The sequence below is a fragment of the Rhizobium beringeri genome (genome assembly GCF_004306515.1).
GTDB classification, from domain to species: domain Bacteria; phylum Pseudomonadota; class Alphaproteobacteria; order Rhizobiales; family Rhizobiaceae; genus Rhizobium; species Rhizobium beringeri.
Window position 1 is genome coordinate 2,987,494 of the sequence record NZ_SILG01000001.1, and the last position, 16,070, is coordinate 3,003,563.

At 60.7% G+C, this 16,070-nt stretch carries 16 protein-coding genes; 11 read left to right on the plus strand and 5 right to left on the minus strand.

What is annotated here, in order from left to right; genetic code table 11:
- Positions 1-4 precede the first annotated feature (4 nt).
- The 3 genes from ELH03_RS15125 (at position 5) to ELH03_RS15135 (ending at position 3,095) form a co-directional block, all read left to right on the plus strand.
- Complete coding sequence (locus ELH03_RS15125; RefSeq protein WP_130766469.1) at positions 5-1,156, plus strand: M24 family metallopeptidase; 1,152 nt, start codon at positions 5-7, stop codon at positions 1,154-1,156.
- A 91-nt stretch (positions 1,157-1,247) separates the two neighbouring features.
- Positions 1,248-2,057, plus strand: a complete 810-nt coding sequence (locus ELH03_RS15130) for a hypothetical protein (RefSeq protein ID WP_128402810.1) — start codon at positions 1,248-1,250, stop codon at positions 2,055-2,057.
- Positions 2,058-2,162: 105 nt separating this feature from the next.
- The gene (locus ELH03_RS15135) at positions 2,163-3,095 is read left to right on the plus strand and encodes a ribose-phosphate pyrophosphokinase (protein ID WP_018073974.1); all 933 of its coding nucleotides are present in this window, start codon (positions 2,163-2,165) and stop codon (positions 3,093-3,095) included.
- Between the two features lie 223 nt (positions 3,096-3,318).
- Here the strand turns inward: ELH03_RS15135 and ELH03_RS15140 are convergent, their stop codons facing one another.
- Positions 3,319-4,872: a hypothetical protein gene (locus tag ELH03_RS15140; RefSeq protein WP_128402811.1), complete on the minus strand. Its 1,554-nt coding sequence runs from the start codon at positions 4,870-4,872 to the stop codon at positions 3,319-3,321.
- A 402-nt stretch (positions 4,873-5,274) separates the two neighbouring features.
- Between ELH03_RS15140 and ELH03_RS15145 the strand changes: the two genes are divergently transcribed.
- The 5 genes from ELH03_RS15145 to ELH03_RS15165 all read left to right on the plus strand — a co-directional run bounded on the left by ELH03_RS15145 (position 5,275) and on the right by ELH03_RS15165 (position 10,439).
- Positions 5,275-5,883, plus strand: a complete 609-nt coding sequence (locus tag ELH03_RS15145) for a 50S ribosomal protein L25/general stress protein Ctc (protein ID WP_018483211.1) — start codon at positions 5,275-5,277, stop codon at positions 5,881-5,883.
- A 184-nt stretch (positions 5,884-6,067) separates the two neighbouring features.
- Positions 6,068-8,419, plus strand: a complete 2,352-nt coding sequence (locus ELH03_RS15150) for an EAL domain-containing protein (protein ID WP_130766470.1) — start codon at positions 6,068-6,070, stop codon at positions 8,417-8,419.
- A 25-nt stretch (positions 8,420-8,444) separates the two neighbouring features.
- Positions 8,445-9,158 (plus strand): substrate-binding periplasmic protein, encoded by a 714-nt coding sequence (locus tag ELH03_RS15155; RefSeq protein WP_128402813.1) that lies wholly within the window; start codon positions 8,445-8,447, stop codon positions 9,156-9,158.
- 92 nt (positions 9,159-9,250) lie between these two features.
- Positions 9,251-9,982, plus strand: coding sequence for an aminoacyl-tRNA hydrolase (pth, locus tag ELH03_RS15160; protein ID WP_128402814.1), 732 nt, complete (start codon positions 9,251-9,253; stop codon positions 9,980-9,982).
- Between the two features lie 4 nt (positions 9,983-9,986).
- Positions 9,987-10,439, plus strand: a complete 453-nt coding sequence (locus tag ELH03_RS15165; RefSeq protein ID WP_130766471.1) for a GNAT family N-acetyltransferase — start codon at positions 9,987-9,989, stop codon at positions 10,437-10,439.
- 33 nt (positions 10,440-10,472) lie between these two features.
- Here ELH03_RS15165 and clpS read toward each other — a convergent pair whose 3' ends face one another.
- Positions 10,473-10,784 carry an ATP-dependent Clp protease adapter ClpS gene (clpS, locus tag ELH03_RS15170; protein ID WP_027683580.1) on the minus strand — a complete coding sequence of 104 codons (312 nt, stop codon included), beginning with the start codon at positions 10,782-10,784 and terminating at the stop codon, positions 10,473-10,475.
- A gap of 265 nt (positions 10,785-11,049) precedes the next feature.
- Between clpS and ychF the strand changes: the two genes are divergently transcribed.
- A complete protein-coding gene (gene ychF / locus ELH03_RS15175) occupies positions 11,050-12,153 on the plus strand; it encodes a redox-regulated ATPase YchF (protein WP_027664117.1) in 1,104 nt (367 codons plus the stop codon).
- A gap of 193 nt (positions 12,154-12,346) precedes the next feature.
- Here the strand turns inward: ychF and ELH03_RS15180 are convergent, their stop codons facing one another.
- Entirely contained in the window at positions 12,347-13,456 is a 1,110-nt protein-coding gene (locus tag ELH03_RS15180; RefSeq protein ID WP_128402816.1) for a hypothetical protein, read from the minus strand.
- An 81-nt stretch (positions 13,457-13,537) separates the two neighbouring features.
- Here ELH03_RS15180 and ELH03_RS15185 point away from each other — a divergent pair, with 81 nt between their 5' ends.
- Positions 13,538-14,029 (plus strand): MaoC family dehydratase, encoded by a 492-nt coding sequence (locus ELH03_RS15185; RefSeq protein WP_128402817.1) that lies wholly within the window; start codon positions 13,538-13,540, stop codon positions 14,027-14,029.
- Positions 14,026-14,493 (plus strand): MaoC family dehydratase, encoded by a 468-nt coding sequence (locus ELH03_RS15190; protein WP_130766472.1) that lies wholly within the window; start codon positions 14,026-14,028, stop codon positions 14,491-14,493. Before ELH03_RS15185 ends, ELH03_RS15190 begins: the two co-directional genes overlap by 4 nt.
- A 24-nt stretch (positions 14,494-14,517) precedes the next feature.
- On the opposite strand, the gene ELH03_RS15195 is transcribed toward ELH03_RS15190, so the two are convergent.
- Both ELH03_RS15195 and ELH03_RS15200 read right to left on the minus strand, forming a co-directional pair.
- On the minus strand, positions 14,518-15,060 hold the full coding sequence (locus ELH03_RS15195; protein WP_128402819.1) for an adenine phosphoribosyltransferase: 543 nt from the start codon (positions 15,058-15,060) through the stop codon (positions 14,518-14,520).
- A 115-nt stretch (positions 15,061-15,175) separates the two neighbouring features.
- Complete coding sequence (locus ELH03_RS15200) at positions 15,176-16,060, minus strand: cytochrome c1 (protein ID WP_128411341.1); 885 nt, start codon at positions 16,058-16,060, stop codon at positions 15,176-15,178.
- Positions 16,061-16,070: the final 10 nt, after the last annotated feature.

Consider the following 16,070-nt stretch of genomic DNA (forward strand, 5'->3'; position numbering starts at 1 on the left):
CAGAATGGCACTGCACTTCAAAAAGGCCGAATTCGCAAGCCGGCTTGCGCGCCTCACCGAGAAGATGAAGGAAGAAAAGCTCGACGCCTTGCTGCTCTTCGCCCAGGAAAGCATGTACTGGCTGACCGGCTACGACACCTTCGGCTACTGCTTCTTCCAGACGCTGGTCGTCAAGAGTGACGGCACCATGGCGCTGATCACCCGCTCGGCCGATCTTCGCCAGGCCAGGCACACCTCAATCCTCGAGGACATCCATATCTGGGTCGACCGGGTCAATGCCGACCCGACGCTCGACCTGAAGAACCTGCTGGTCGAGATGGATCTGCTCGGCGCCCGCATCGGCATCGAATACGATACGCACGGCATGACCGGCCGCGTCGCCCGCCTGCTGGACGCGCAATTGACCACCTTCGGCCAGATCGTCGACGCCTCCTACCTCGTCAGCCGCCTGCGCCTGATAAAGAGCCCGACGGAGGTCGCCTATGTCGAGCGCGCCGCCGTTCTCGCCGACGATGCGCTCGATGCTGCGATCCGGCTCACAAAACCCGGCGCCGACGAGGCCGATATCCTCGCCGCCATGCAGGGCGCGATCTTTTCCGGCGGCGGCGACTATCCCGCCAACGAATTTATCATCGGCTCCGGCGCCGACGCGCTGCTCTGCCGCTACAAGGCCGGCCGCCGCAAGCTCGACGCCAGCGACCAGCTGACGCTCGAATGGGCCGGCGCCTATGCGCATTACCATGCCGCCATGATGCGGACGATCGTCATCGGCGAGCCGACGCATCGCCACCGCGAGCTCTACAACGCCTGCCGCGAAACCATTGAGGCGATCGAGACCGTACTGAAGCCCGGCCAGACCTTCGGCGATGTCTTCGACATGCATGCCAGGATCATCGATGAGCGCGGCCTGGCCCGCCACCGGCTGAATGCCTGCGGTTATTCGCTCGGCGCCCGTTTCTCGCCCTCCTGGATGGAGCATCAGATGTTCCATGTCGGCAATCCACAGCCGATCGAGCCGAACATGTCGCTCTTCGTGCACATGATCATCGCCGATTCCGATACGGGCACGGCGATGACGCTCGGCCAGACTTATCTGACGACAGTGGATGCGCCGCGCGCCTTGTCGCGCCATCCGCTCGATTTCATCGGGCTTTGACCGGTGAGAATCCGGAATTGACAGACGACAGTTCCCACCCGCATAAATTCGGGTGGGGCTGATTGCGATTGTTGGAAGGACGGATCAAGGGATGACGCGAGCTGCGATTGTGCCCACGCTCCTGTTCGTCATGGCTCTGCTGACCGCCTGCAATACCACCGATGCGCTGACACCGCAGGTCGATATCGGCGATTCCTCCGGCCGCGCGTCGTCGAGCCCGGTGACGCAGAGCGAAGCCGAGCGTTTGGCGGGCACCCGCCAGCCGAGTTTCTCGGGAAGCTCGCAGCAGGGCGGCTACCATCCAGCCTATGATCAGTCGCAGCAGGCCTATCGGCCCGGCACCGGCGCGCCGCCGACGACGATGCAGGAGCAGGCAGACGCCCTGTCGAGGAGCAGCTCCTCACCAGCCGCCTCCGCCCCGATCGACGGACAATCGCTGCCACCGCCGGCGGCCAGTGGTAGTCTTCCCGCACAGTCGGCTCAGCCGGCCGAGGCGCAACAGCCGCAGCAGACCGCCGCCCTCTCCTCCGTTCGCGGCAGTACCGTACGCTTCCTGCCGATCATCGGCGCGCCGGTGCAGGCAGTGACACCGCTCTCGCGCCAGCTCGGCACCGAGGCGCGTGCGCACGGCCTTTCCATCAAGAGCTCGAACGATGCGAGCAGCGATTACATCCTCAAAGGCTATCTCTCCGCCTTCAGCGACGACGGCAAGGTTACAGTGGTCTATGTCTGGGATATTCTCGACAGCGGCGGCGCCCGCCTGCACCGTATCCAGGGACAGGAAAGCGTGCCGACGGCCGCGGCCGATCCCTGGGCGGGCGTTCCAGCATCGGTGATGCAGCAAATCGGTTCAAAAACCATCGCGGAATTCGCCTCTTGGCGGCAGACTCAAGGCGGTTAGTCACAAACTTTTTGCAAATATGGAAGCCTGTGGCGCGTTTGCCCTTGCATTCACGGGGAAGCTGACTAAAAAGCGCGGCTATCAGCGCATAACAGGCGGACCAAAATGAAGGTTTTCGCAGGCAATTCGAACCGGCAACTCGCCGAAGCGATCTGCAACTATCTCAATGTTCCCTTGGGGAAAGCCAGTGTTCGAAGGTTTGCCGATCAGGAAATCTTCGTGGAAATCCAGGAAAATGTGCGCGGTGAGGATGTTTTCCTCGTGCAGCCGACCGCCTTTCCCGCCAACGACCATCTGATGGAGCTGCTGATCATGATCGACGCGATGCGTCGTTCGTCAGCCCGCCGCATCACCGCCGTCCTACCCTACTTCGGCTATGCCCGTCAGGACCGCCGGGCCTCCGGCCGCACGCCGATCTCCGCCAAGCTGGTCGCAAACCTCATTACCGAAGCCGGCGCCGACCGCGTCATGACGCTCGATCTCCATGCCGGGCAGATCCAGGGCTTCTTCGATATCCCGACCGACAATCTCTTTGCCATGCCCGTGCTGACCCGCGACATCAAGAGCCACTATGACCTCAGCAACGTCGTGGTCGTCTCGCCCGACGTCGGCGGCGTGGTTCGCGCCCGCGCGCTCGCGAAGCGCCTGGACTGTCTTCTGGCCATCGTCGACAAGCGTCGCGATCGGCCGGGTGAATCCGAAGTCATGAACATCATCGGCGACATTGCCGGCAAGGACTGCCTGCTGATCGACGATATCGTCGATTCCGGCGGCACGCTCTGCAACGCGGCCGACGCGATGCTGGCCAAGGGCGCATCCAGCGTCACCGCCTATATCACCCACGGCGTTCTCTCCGGCGGCGCGGTCACCCGCGTGACCTCCTCGAAGCTGCGCGAACTCGTCATCACGGATTCCATCCAGCCGACCACGGCCGTGCTCTCGGCCCACAATATCCGCGTCGTAACGACGGCGCCGCTGATCGGCGAAGCCATCAGCCGAACGGCTCAGGAAGAGTCCGTCTCCAGCCTCTTCGATTAAAAAGAGCCGGCATTCGACCGGCTCTTTCAATTTCTACTTCAGATGGACCAAGCTATTACCGGGCACGCTCTCCGAGCCGCGTGAATTGCTGGCCGTTGATTGCCGCGGAGCCCCGTTCGCAAACCGTCGTCCCGATCGTTGGTCTCGGCGAGGCTTGTGACGCAAGACGCAAAAAGCCGGCACAAGGCCGGCCTCTTTCATTTCTGATCCCAATTGATAACGCTCAAGGCTGCTGCGGCGGCGCAGGTACCGCGTCCTGACCCTGATCCCGTTCCTGCTGGTCTGGCTCCAGCCCCTGATCTTGATCCTGATCCTCATCCGGACCATCCGGCCCCTTGATCTGCTGGCCATTGATCGCCACGGAGCCATCGCGGCTGATGCTGATGTCCCAGCGCGAGCGGCCATCTGCATCGGTCTTGGCAAAGCCCTTCACCATCATGATGCCGAAGGAGACCTGGTTGAGGTCGGGATCCGTCTTGGCAAGCTCCTGAACCGCGGCGATCGTCTTGTCGAGATCGCGGGCAAGGATCGTCGCCTCCATCGAATAGTCCTTCTGGGTGTCGACCCGTCCCTCGATCTTACCCGTCATGTCGACGTCGTAGACATCGGACTTGGCGCTGACCTTCGGAAATTCGATGGTGAGCCGGCCATCGCGGAAGAGCTTTTTCGCCATCTCGTCGCCGCTTTGCTCCGGCGGCTTGGCGTTGAAATCCATCGCCATGAGCGCGTCGCCGAAGGTTGCGAAATCCAGATTCGGAATGGCGAGTTGCAGATCGAAATTGTTCGGCACGAAGGGCGAATAACTTGCCGGCATCGCCGGGCTGTCGAGGCTGATGTCCTGCGCGTCGATGCCGAAGCCGAAACGCATGGCGTCGCTCGGCCCGTCCATAGCCAGGTTGTAACCGAACGCCTTGACGCCGCCATTGCCTACTTGGCTGCTGACGGTCAGATTATTGACCCCGATTGTCTCGCTGAACGAGGCAAGAATCGGAAAGGCTTGCTTGAGCATTCCCTTTATCTTGTCGCTGTTTTCTGGGCTTAGTTCCTTCTCCTCGAGATGGTCGAGAATGAAAAGGACGATCTCGCGGATTTGCTTGGCCGGCAGGCCGTTCACCTTGGCATCGAAATCGATCGAGTCTGCACGGATTTCAACGGGCGGCATTTGCATGCCGGAAACCTGCTCGACGAAAGTCGACATCGAGCCACTGCCCGCGAAATCGATACGCCCGTTGCCGCCTGCGCTGTCCGTTGAAGTCAGCTTTTGGTCCATCCCGGCAAAGCTGGCATGGACTTCCTCGGTGTCGGACTTGCTGGCGACCTTGATGTCCTTGGCGGTGAAGGTGCCGGAGCGCAGATAGCTGATCGCCGGATCGAAGACGCCGGTGTAGACAAGCGAAGCGATGGAGTAGGAGAAATCCGTCGGCTTCTGGTCGGGGCCTTTGAAATGGCCGGAGACGTTGAGCTTGTTGTCACCCTCAATGTTCCAGAGCCCGCTGTCGAGCGGCGTAGCGAACATCGAGAACGGCGTCAGCCCGTTGATCGCAAATGTCGCCGGATCGGCTTTGGCAAGCAGCTTCGCCAGATCGTAAATGATCTCGTAGCGGGAGCCCGCCGGATTGACGGTAAGCAGGCCGCTCTTCGCAAGATCCTCAGGAAGCAGCTTCGTCAGATTGTCCTTGACCGCATTGGCGCCATCTTGATTGATCTCGACACCCTGGGCCGTGGTGACAAGGCAAAGTGCCAGCAAGCTCGTTGCCGTGACAAGTTTGAGACGCATAGTCCGATTTCTCCTCAGCCCCTTTTTTGAATGCGGCCATCCAAAGATGCGAAGCGCGCCGATGTCAACCTCAGCTGTGGAAGAGAATGGCAATTTTGCCTTCATACGGCCGCGTATTTCGGACGGGCGAGAACATCGCCTCCTCGTATGCCGCACTCGGCTCACCGTTGGCGATCGACGCGATGCTCGAATGCGGTTTCGGCTTGTCGAAGCGTGTATATCACCGGAAAACAGCCCAAATCCGCAACTTGCGTTTCCGATCGACTTATAATATAGGCCACCGGTCCGTGTAGACACCCTTGGAGGCAACGCGGATGAGGTCGGGTCATACCGCCTCCGGTTCGTCGGAACAAGGCTTTTGCCCGCCGCCGAACTCTCCAAATAACCTCGAAAGGAATAGCCATGAGCCAGGAAACTTACGAGCTCAAGGCCGAGGCGCGCGAACGGGTTGGTAAGGGGTCCGCCCGTGAACTTCGCCGCAACGGTTTGATTCCCGCTGTCATCTATGGTGACAAGCAGGCCCCCATTGCCATCGCTCTCAACACCAATGAGGTGACGAAGCGCATTCACGCCGGTGGTTTCATGACCACCGTGGCCACGATCGAAGTCGACGGCAAGAAGCACAAGGTTCTGCCGAAGGACTACCAGCTCGATCCGGTCCGTGACTTCACGTTGCATGTCGATTTCCTGCGCGTCTCCGGCAACACCCAGGTGACCGTCGAAATCCCCGTTCACTTCATCAACGAAGAGAAGTCCCCGGGCCTCAAGGTCGGCGGCGTTCTGAACATCGTTCGCCATGAAGTCGAAGTTCATTGCCCGGCCGATGCGATCCCTGAATTCTTCAACATTGACCTCAGCGGCAAGAAGATCGGCGACAGCATCCATATCTCGGAAGTCACCCTGCCGAAGGGCGTCACCCCGGTCATCGACCGCGACTTCACGATCGCGACCATCATTGCCCCGGCTGGCGGCATTGACGAGACTGCTGCGGAAGGTGGAGCCGAAGCCTGATCGCTTCGACCAATTTGTAAAGCATATGGCCCGCTTTCCCCTGGAAAGCGGGCTTTTCATTGCCCGGAAACGCCCCGTTTCAGCAACATTTAACAAATTCGTGAAAGCATGCTTCGTCAGCTGCGAAGAAGCCCGCCTCAACGCGCGACAGCAAATATGGCCGGCCCGGGGAGTAGACGGAACCATGAACAATTCCGTTGAGAACAGATTTTTTGCGATAGTTTGCGGAGCGCTGCTTGTTTTTGTCGCTCCCCTCTTTGTTCTCTTCCTTTTTCTTTCCTCGGAGCGGGCCGACAAGGAAATACGCGACCATATCTCCGTTCTTCTTGTCGCCAATGCCCAGGCGCTGGCCAAACCCCTGTGGGACCTCGATGAGGACAGCGTCACCCAGATCAGCGCGACGGTCGTTTCCCAGGGCGCCATCGTCAAGGTCGAAGTGCGTGACCAGTCGGGCCAGCTCGACGTCAGCCAGTCCACCATTCCGCGCTCCTTCGACGGCAAGCTCGTGCAGGTGTCGCGCGCCATCATCTACAACACCGTCGACGGTCCGAAGAACCTCGGCAGCATCAGCGTCTATTATCCTGCGCTCGGCCTGTTTTCCGGCCTGAAGCAAGAAGAGGTCGTCTTCATCTCGATCTTCATCTTCGCGGTGCTGACCGTTTTCGGCACGGCGCTGATCGGCAACCGCTTCTTCGTCATCCAGCCCCTGATGCGGCTGACGGCAGCGATCGAAGCCACCCGCCAACTGGGCTCACGCCATCACGTCGACTGGCAGTCGAACGACGAGATGGGACGACTTGCCCATAGCTTCAACGAGATGCAGACCAAGCTCGAAAGCGAGGAAAAGGAGCTGAAGTTCGCCCACCGCCGCGCCACCGACATCTACAATCTGACTCCCGCCATGCTCTTCTCGCTCGACGAGGAGGATCGCATCACCGCCGTCAGCGATTATTGGCTGCTTGCCACAGCTTATAACCGCGCTGCTGTCATCGGCCGCAACTTCGCCGATCTCGTCACCCCCACCACCCGCGACAAATTCGTCAAGCGCCGCCGGGCCGAAAGCGGCTTGACCGTCACCGTCAAATTTGTCTGCCTGGACGGCCGCACCATGGACGTCCTCATCATGGAATCGGAGGCGGGAGCCGGCGCTCACGACCGCCTCTCGCTATCGGTCATGACCGATGTCACCGAACTCAAGGCCTCCGAGGACCGCAACCACCGCCAGGCAATCACCGATCACTTGACCGGGCTTCTTAATCGCCAGGGCTTCGAAGCCGTCCTCGACAACAAGATCGCCGCCGCCGACGCCGCTGGCCAGGAACTCGCCTGTCTCTTCGTCGATCTCGACCGCTTCAAGTGGATCAACGACAATATGGGCCATGCCGCCGGCGACATGGCGCTGGTCGAGCTCGTCGAGCGCCTGAAGGCCCATCTTGCCCCCTCCGACGAGGCAGCTCGTCTCGGCGGCGACGAATTTGCCATCCTGCTGCCGGCGAAGGATGCAGAAAAACGCGCCAGGATGATGTGCGAGCAGATTGCCTCGATCTTCGAAACGCCATTCGCCCCCGACATGCATCTGAGCGCTTCCGTCGGCATCGCCATCTATCCGCATCATGCTGCAACCGCGGCCGAACTGCTGCAGAAATCCGACATGGCGATGTATGCAAAGAAACGCGACGGCAAGAACGGCGCGCAGCTCTTCGACAATGCCATGCTCGACCGTGCCCGCAGCCGCGCCGAAATCGAGGCCAACATCGAAGCCGGCCTCGTCGACAACTGGTTCGAGGCCTTCCTGCAGCCGATCGTCAACCTGAACGGCCGCGGGATTGCCGGTTTCGAGGCGCTGATGCGCCTCAACCATCCGCAGAAGGGCTTGATGCCGCCAGCCGAGATCATCAGCGTCGCCGAGGAGACGGCAAAGATCGTCCGGGTCGGCAACGTCATCATGGAAAAGGCGATCGCCAACCTCGCGAAAATTTCCCGCATATCAGGCATGCAGGATACCTATCTCGCCATCAACTTCTCGCCGCTGCAGTTCGAGCCGGCGCTGCCGGCCCGTCTTGCCGCCTTCGTCGGTCGCCACGGCATCCGCCCCGAGCGCATCGTCGTCGAGATCACCGAAGCCGTGCTGATGCACGACAACCCTGAGATTCGCATGATCGTCACGGAGCTTCGTCGCTTCGGCTGCCGCATCGCGCTCGACGACTTCGGCACCGGCTATTCGTCGCTGAGCTACCTCAACCGCTTCCCTGTCGACATCATCAAAATCGACCAGTCCTTCACCCGCGCGATCAACGACGGCGACGACGACGTGCGCCAGAAAAGCCGCATGCTAATCGAAGGCATTACCACGCTCTCCCACAAGATGAATTGCACCGTCATTGCCGAGGGCGTCGAGACCGAAGAGGAATGCCGCACGCTCCACCAGATGGGGCTCGACTATGGTCAGGGCTACCTCTTCCACCGTCCGCAGCACGCAGCCACGCTGATCGAGGAACTGATGGCCTCGCAATCGGCCGTCGCACGCGCCTCGTAAACGAAGAACGAAGGAGATGATGCCGATGAAAAAGCTCCTGCTTCTCGCATGCCTGGCGCTGCCCTGCACCGCCCATGCACAAAGCGTGACCTTCACGACCGAGGATTATGCCCCCTTCAACTACCGCGAAGGCAAGGAGATCAAGGGCGCGACCGTTGAACAGGTCGAAAAGGTAATGGCCGCGATCGGCGTCGACTACACGATCGAGATCATGCCCTGGGCGCGCGCTTTTAGCCTTGCCCGCACGGCGCCGATGACCTGTGTCTTCGCGACCGCCCACAACGGCGCACGCGACCCGTTGTTCAAATGGGTCGAGCCGCTGCTCATCGACCGCAACATCCTGATCACCCGCAAGGGCTCGGGCGTCACCGCCGGCAATCTGGACGAGGCGAAGAAATATACGGTTGGTACTCAGCGCGAGGATTATACCGAGACGATCCTGAAAGAGAAGGGCTTCACCAAGCTCGATGTCGCCAGCGACTTCAACGCGACGCTGCGCAAACTGCTTGGCGGGCGCATCGACATGATGCCGATCTCCGAACTCTATTTCGAGAAGCTGCGGGTCGACCAGCCGGTGGAGATAGTGACCGTGCTCTCCTCCCAGCCGATGGGCATCGCCTGTGAGAAGAACTTTCCGGCCGATCTGCTCGCCAGGATGCAGGCTGCCCTCGACAAGCTGATCGCCGACGGCGACCAGAAGCAGATCTTCCTGAAATACGGCATGAACCTCTCGGAATGACCCTGCTCGGCGGGCTGCGGCCCTTTCTGCTTGACTTTGCTTTCGTTTCGCGGTGGTGAACGGCGGGAAGTTCTAGCGAGGGAAGACAGGCCATGCTGATCATCGCGGGTCTCGGCAATCCCGGCGGCAAATACGCCGGCAACCGCCACAATGTCGGTTTCATGGCCGTCGACGCCATCCATCGGCGTCACAGCTTTTCGCCCTGGTCGAAGAAGTTCAGGGCCGAGATCGCCGAGGGCGAGCTCGCCGGCGAAAAGGTGCTGCTGATCAAGCCGCAGACCTTCATGAACCTCTCCGGTGAGTCCGTTGGCGAGGCGATGCGCTTTTACAAGCTTCAGCCCGCCGACCTTGTCGCGATCTACGACGAACTCGACCTTCCTCCGGGCAAGGCGCGGCTCAAGACCGGCGGCGGCCATGGCGGCCACAACGGCATCAAGTCGCTGGACGCCCATTGCGGCAGGGAGTACCGGCGGCTACGCCTCGGTATCGGCCATCCCGGCGTCAAGGAAATGGTGCAGAACCATGTGCTCGGCGATTTTGCCAAAGCCGACAAGGCCTGGCTGGAACCGCTTCTCGACACGCTCGCCGACAATGCCGACATGCTGGTGCGAAACGAGGATTCGCAGCTGATGAACAAAATCGCGCTGGCGCTCGGCGACAAAGCCGAGGAGGAGAAACCGCGAAAGGAAAACAAGAATACCGAAAAGAAGCCGGCCGGCCAGTCGCATATCCATCAGGCCCGCAACCACAATCAGCCGAAGCTGCTGACCACCGGGCCGATGGCCGACATGTTGAAGAAGATGTTCGGCAACAAGGGCGACTGAAGCCATGACGGACCGGGACTTCATCATCCGCCCTGCTTCCCGCAGCGATCTCCCCGGTCTCATGACGCTTTACCGTCACCTGAACCCGACCGATCCGGTTCTCGACCAGGCACTTGCCGAGGAACGCTTCTCCGCCATCCTCTTGCAGCCGGGCATGACCGTGTTCATCGGCTATGCCGGTGATGTCGCCGCCGCAACCGTCACAAGCGTCGTCGTGCCGAACCTGACGCGGAGCGGCGCTCCTTATGGGCTCATCGAAAACGTCGTCACCCACACCGATCATCGCAAGCGCGGTTACGCCGGCGCCGTTATCCGCCACGCGATCGCAGACGCCTGGAACGCAGGCTGCTACAAGGTGATGCTGCTCACCGGCTCGAAGAATCCGGCGACGCTGCGCTTCTACGAGAATTGTGGCTTCGTTCAGGACAAGACCGGCTACCAGATCCGCCGGCGCTGAGCCCATCTTCGGGACTGCCCCCCGGTAAAGCGCCTATTCTTCCGGCTCTGTGGTGAACATCAGCGGAAAGCCCATGCCCTTGGCAAGGTCGATGCCTTCCTTGGCCTTGGTCTCGGCGATGTCCCTTACGCAGACCACGACCACACAGGAACCGAGCTTGTGCGCCGTCATCATCACCCGGTAGCCAGTCTCCTCGCTCATGCGGAAGACGGACTTCAGGATCATGATCACCAGTTCGCGCGGCGTATAATCGTCATTGACCAGAATGACCTTGTAGAGCTTCGGCTTGTCCAGCTTCGGCTTCACCTTGGTCTTCGGTTTCAGGGCAATGTCATTGTCACTCATCGGAAAAATCCACCCGTTGATGACATGGAAAAGGCAGAGAAAACGTCCGCCAACAATATATTGCACCGTAAGCACGGCAGTTCAATGACGTAAATGTCACTCAGCGGAAAGCAGGAGGCAATCCCGGCCACGTTTTTCGAGAATCGCCGCAGCCTTCCTGTCATCCGGAGAGCCGTCGACCTTCAATTCCTGTTGCGAACCCTTGACCCAGGGCGGCCATTCCCGCATAGGCAGGGCAAAGTTACAAATAGATATGGATCAAGCCATGGGCTTCAAATGCGGTATCGTCGGGCTGCCGAATGTCGGCAAATCGACCCTCTTCAACGCGCTCACCAAGACGGCCGCCGCACAGGCGGCGAACTATCCCTTCTGCACCATCGAGCCGAACACCGGTGAGGTCGCCGTTCCCGATCCGCGCATGCGCAAGCTTGCCGACATCGCCAAGTCGAAGGAACTGATCCCGACCCGCATCTCTTTCGTCGATATCGCCGGCCTGGTGCGCGGCGCCTCGAAGGGTGAAGGCCTCGGCAACCAGTTCCTCGCCAATATCCGCGAGGTCGATGCTATCGTGCATGTGCTGCGCTGCTTCGAAGACAGCGACATCACTCATGTCGAGGGCCGCATCAATCCTGTCGCCGATGCCGAGACGATCGAGACCGAGCTGATGCTCGCCGATCTCGAAAGCCTGGAGCGCCGCACCGAGCAGACGCGCAAGCGCGCCACCGGCAAGGACAAGGATTCGGTGGCGATGCTGCCGATCATGGAAGCCTCGCTGAAGCTGCTCAACGAAGGCAAGCCGGTGCGCACGCTGCTATCGACGCTCGATGCGGAAGAGATCGTCATCCTCAAGAGCCTCAATCTTTTGACCTCGCATCCGGTGCTTTACGTCTGCAACGTCGCCGAAGGCGACGCCTCGACCGGCAATGAATTCACCGAAGCCGTCGCCGTGATGGCGAAGGAACAGGGTGCCGAAACCGTCGTCATCTCGGCGGCGATCGAGGCCGAAGTTGCCCAGCTTCCCGAAGAGGAAGCCAAGGAATTCCTCTCCGCCCTCGACCTTGATGAGGCAGGCCTCGACCGGCTGATCCGCGCCGGCTACAAGCTGCTCCACCTCATCACCTATTTCACTGTCGGCCCGAAGGAAACGCGCGCCTGGACGATCGAGCGCGGCACCAAGGCGCCGCAGGCCGCCGGCGTCATCCATTCGGATTTCGAGCGCGGCTTCATCCGCGCCAACACCATCGCCTATGACGACTATATCAAATACAATGGCGAAGTCGGCGCCAAGGATGCCGGCAAGGCGCGCGACGAAGGCAAGGAATACGTCGTCCAGGACGGTGACGTCATCCACTTCCGCTTCAACACCTAAAGCAATTCCGGGAAGAGTGCGAAGCGGATTTCCCAAGCAAAGCGCGAAGCGATTTTGCCGGGAATTGCGTGAAAATAAAAGGTTAGAACGGTCCTGCGCTTCCATGAAAAGCTGAACCGCTCTAACCGGAAACCGCTGCCATCCCGACCAATGCTTGTCGCCCAACTGCTGAGCAGATTGGGCGACATGAGTTTTAAGACATCGCCACTAAGACAGCAGGCGGCAGTTTTTGCGAAATGGCGGCTGGCAACGCCCGCAGCACGATGCGGCGCAGCGGCATCCAGCCTGTTCCGATGATGAGTACGATCGCTCCGACGACGATCAGCGTCGTGTAGATATAGGTATCGACAGTCGCACTCCCCTGCCGGAAAATGCCATAGATCGCAAAACCGAGCGACAGAAGGCCTGACGTGACGAAGGCACGGCGGTCGATGACAAGGCCGATCAGCATCAGCACCGCCACACTGATAACAACGATGGGCGTCTTGATCGACACCGTCTGGGCAACATCCAGCCAACTGCCGTCAAACGAAATCAGCAGCCTTACGCTGAAGAGCAGAGCCGGTGCAGCACCCAGATGAAGCCAGAAGGCGATGTCAGAGCGTGTCGTCTGGCGCAAACGATCGCCAAGGTCGAAATAGAGCGCCGTCGCGAACAAGCCCAGCGCGCAAACGAGGAAGATCACCGCCAGCACCATGGGATGATTGCCGAAAAACGCAGGATCGCCGCTCGCCCATTGCAGGAGCCGCAATAGCAGGGTGAACACCAGCGCAAGGGCCGACATGATGCAGAGCGCCAGCGACAGCGGTACGCGGTACCGGGCATAATAGAGGGCGAGAATGATCGGAAAGCCGGCGACGAACTGCGTCATGTCCGCCCCGATGTCGTTAAAGAAGGCTGTTCCCGGCTTGAAGAAGAAGGACATCAGCAGGAATGTCCAGCAGAACAGCGCAATTGTCAGGCTGACGGCCGGCAGGGCAAGCCGTTGGCGGCGCACCAGGATTTCCGAGAGCACGATGATCGCAGGAAGCACGGCGTAAAGTGCTGCAAGCCCCCAGAGGCCGCCGAGCGCCACGGCGACGCCGATGGTGATCAACACATCGTGGAAGCCGCGCACGAAACGCGGCGTCTCGGTATCCGACCAGGCCTGCCCCTCCGCCGCCATTGCCGGCTGCGCCTCAACGACACCGCCCCCGACGACGACCCCGCGCTCCGTCAGGAACGGCAAAAGCCGCCCGCCCGCCTCCGGCGAGATCAGCTCCTGGCGCACGGCCTCATTGAGTATCGACCTTAATTCAGTCATGCCGGTTTATCTCCCCGGAATCATTGAGCCCGCGCGGATGCTATTGTAAGCATTGTGCGCTGCATATGGCGGGAGGAGCGAATGTCGGCAGAAAAGCTTTCCTTCGAGGATTTCCAACCCGGCCGCCGCTTCGCGCTCGGCCCAAAGCTGGTGACCACCGAGGAAATCATTGAGTTCGCAAGAGAATTCGACCCGCAGCCGATGCATCTCGACGAGGCTGCCGGCCGCGCCAGCATTCTCGGCGGGCTTGCCGCTTCCGGCTGGCATACCTCTTCGATGTTCATGCGCATGATGGCCGAGAGCTATGTGCTGCATTCGCTCTGCGAGGGTGCGCCGGGCGTCGATCTGATGGAATGGCGAAAGCCGGTGCTTGCCGGCGACACGCTGTCGGGCCGCTCGACTGTGCTCGAAGCCCGGCCGATGCGCTCGCGCCCCGGCATGGGCATCGTCAAGTTTCGCCACGAGGTGGAAAACCAGCGCGGCGAACTCGTCTGCGTCTCGGAGAACTCGGTCATGTTCGGCATGCGCGCCCGGCCCGCAGATATCGGCGTAAGCCCGGAGACATCTGCATGAGGATGTCCGAGCTTTACGCGGTTGGCGAAAAGGCCGAGATCGGCAGCTACACCTTTACCGAGGAAAACATCATCCGCTTCGCGACGCGCTACGATCCGCAGCGTTTTCACGTCGACAAAGAAGCCGCCAAAGACACTCTCTTCGGTGACCTCTGCGCCTCGGGCTGGCACACCACCGCCGCCTGGATGCGGACCTTCCTGGCCTTTTGGGAAAGGCAGAGCGCAGCCCTCGCGCAAAAGGGCCTGATGTCACCGAATCTAGGTCCTTCACCCGGCTTCCAGAAACTGCAATGGCTGCGGCCAGTCTTCGTCGGCGACGTCGTCACCTATTCCGTCGCCTTCCTCTCCAGCCGGGCGCTCGCGTCGCGACCGGGCTGGCACCTCAACACCATCCTCTGCGAGGGGGTCAATCAAAACAACGATCCCGTTATCCGCTTCGAAAGCGGCGTGCTCGAATTCGACTGACGCTGCAGGCAGCCGGACGAGGGCTCAGTGCCCGGAGAATTCGACCAGCGTATGCACGACGACGCCGAGCTCTTCCAGCTTCTTACGGCCGCCCAGGTCCGGCAGATCGATAACGAAGCAGGCGCCGACCACTTCCGCGCCGATCTGGCGCAACAGTTTCGTGGCACCCACAGCCGTACCGCCGGTGGCGATCAGGTCGTCGACCAGGATCACCTTCTCTCCGGGCTGCACCGCATCGCGATGCATCTCCATCTCATCGACGCCATATTCCAGACTGTAGGCGATGCGCACGGTCTCGTGCGGCAGCTTGCCCTTCTTGCGGATCGGCACGAAGCCCGAGGAAAGCTGGTGCGCCACCGCACCTCCGAGGATGAAGCCGCGCGCCTCCATGCCGGCGATCTTGTCGATTTTCGTGCCCGCATAGGGCTGCACGAGCTCGTCGACCGCCCTGCGGAAAGCGCGTGGGTTGCCGAGCAGCGTGGTGATGTCACGGAAAATGATGCCGGGCTTGGGATAGTCGGGAATGGAGCGGATGCTGGCTGCGAGCTCCGAAGTCGTATTGTCCATGGAAAGTCCATATTCTGCGAGGGCATGAAACTGGCCGCACCCTATCAATTGCCAAGGGCGGAACCAACAAAAAAGGCGGCCAGAGGCCGCCTTTTGAATGTCGATCGGGAACCGCTCAGTGTTCCTTGTTGGCGTAGATCGAGCGCTTCGTCAGGTAGATCAGCACCGTGAAGATCGCCAGGAAGATCATGACCATGAAGCCCGTACGCTTGCGCTCCTCGAGATGCGGCTCGGCGGCCCACATCAGGAAGGCGGAGACGTCCCTCGAATACTGGTCGACCGTCGCCGGCGCGCCATCGTCATAGGTCACCTGGCCGTCGGAGAGCGGCTTCGGCATGGCAAGGACGGCCGCAGCATGGAAATAAGGGTTATAATGTCCGCCCTGCGGCACCTGGAAACCAGCAGGCGGCTCTTCATAGCCGGTCAGCAGCGAATGGATGTAATCCGGGCCACCTTCCTGATACTGCGTGAAGATGTCGAAGACGAATTGCGGGAAACCGCGCTCGACCTCGCGGGCCTTGGCAATCAGTGAAAAGTCAGGCGGAGCCGCACCGTTGTTGGAAGCCGCCGCGGCCTCCGCATTGGGGAAAGGCGCCGGGAAGTGATCGGAAGGGACCGCTTTGCGGGTAAACATCTCGCCGGCGGCGTTCGGGCCGTCCTGAACTTCGTAGTTCGCAGCGAAAGCCTTCACCTGCGCCTCGGAATAACCGAGTTCGTCGAGCATGCGGAAGGGCACGAGGTTCATCGAGTGGCAGGCGGAACAGACTTCGGTGTAGACCTTGAGGCCACGCTGAAGCTGACCCTTGTCGTAATGACCGAACGGACCGGCGAAAGTCCATTCCTCCTCCTTCGGCTCCTTCAGCGGATAGTGCGGCGTCTCACTTTCCGCGTGATGGGCAGGAGCCGCGCCGTTGGCGGGCGTCGCCTCCTGGGCCAGCACGGCACTGCCAAGACTGGCAGCGAATGCGAACGAGAGAATGCTTGTAACAAGCGTTTTCATATTTCTATTC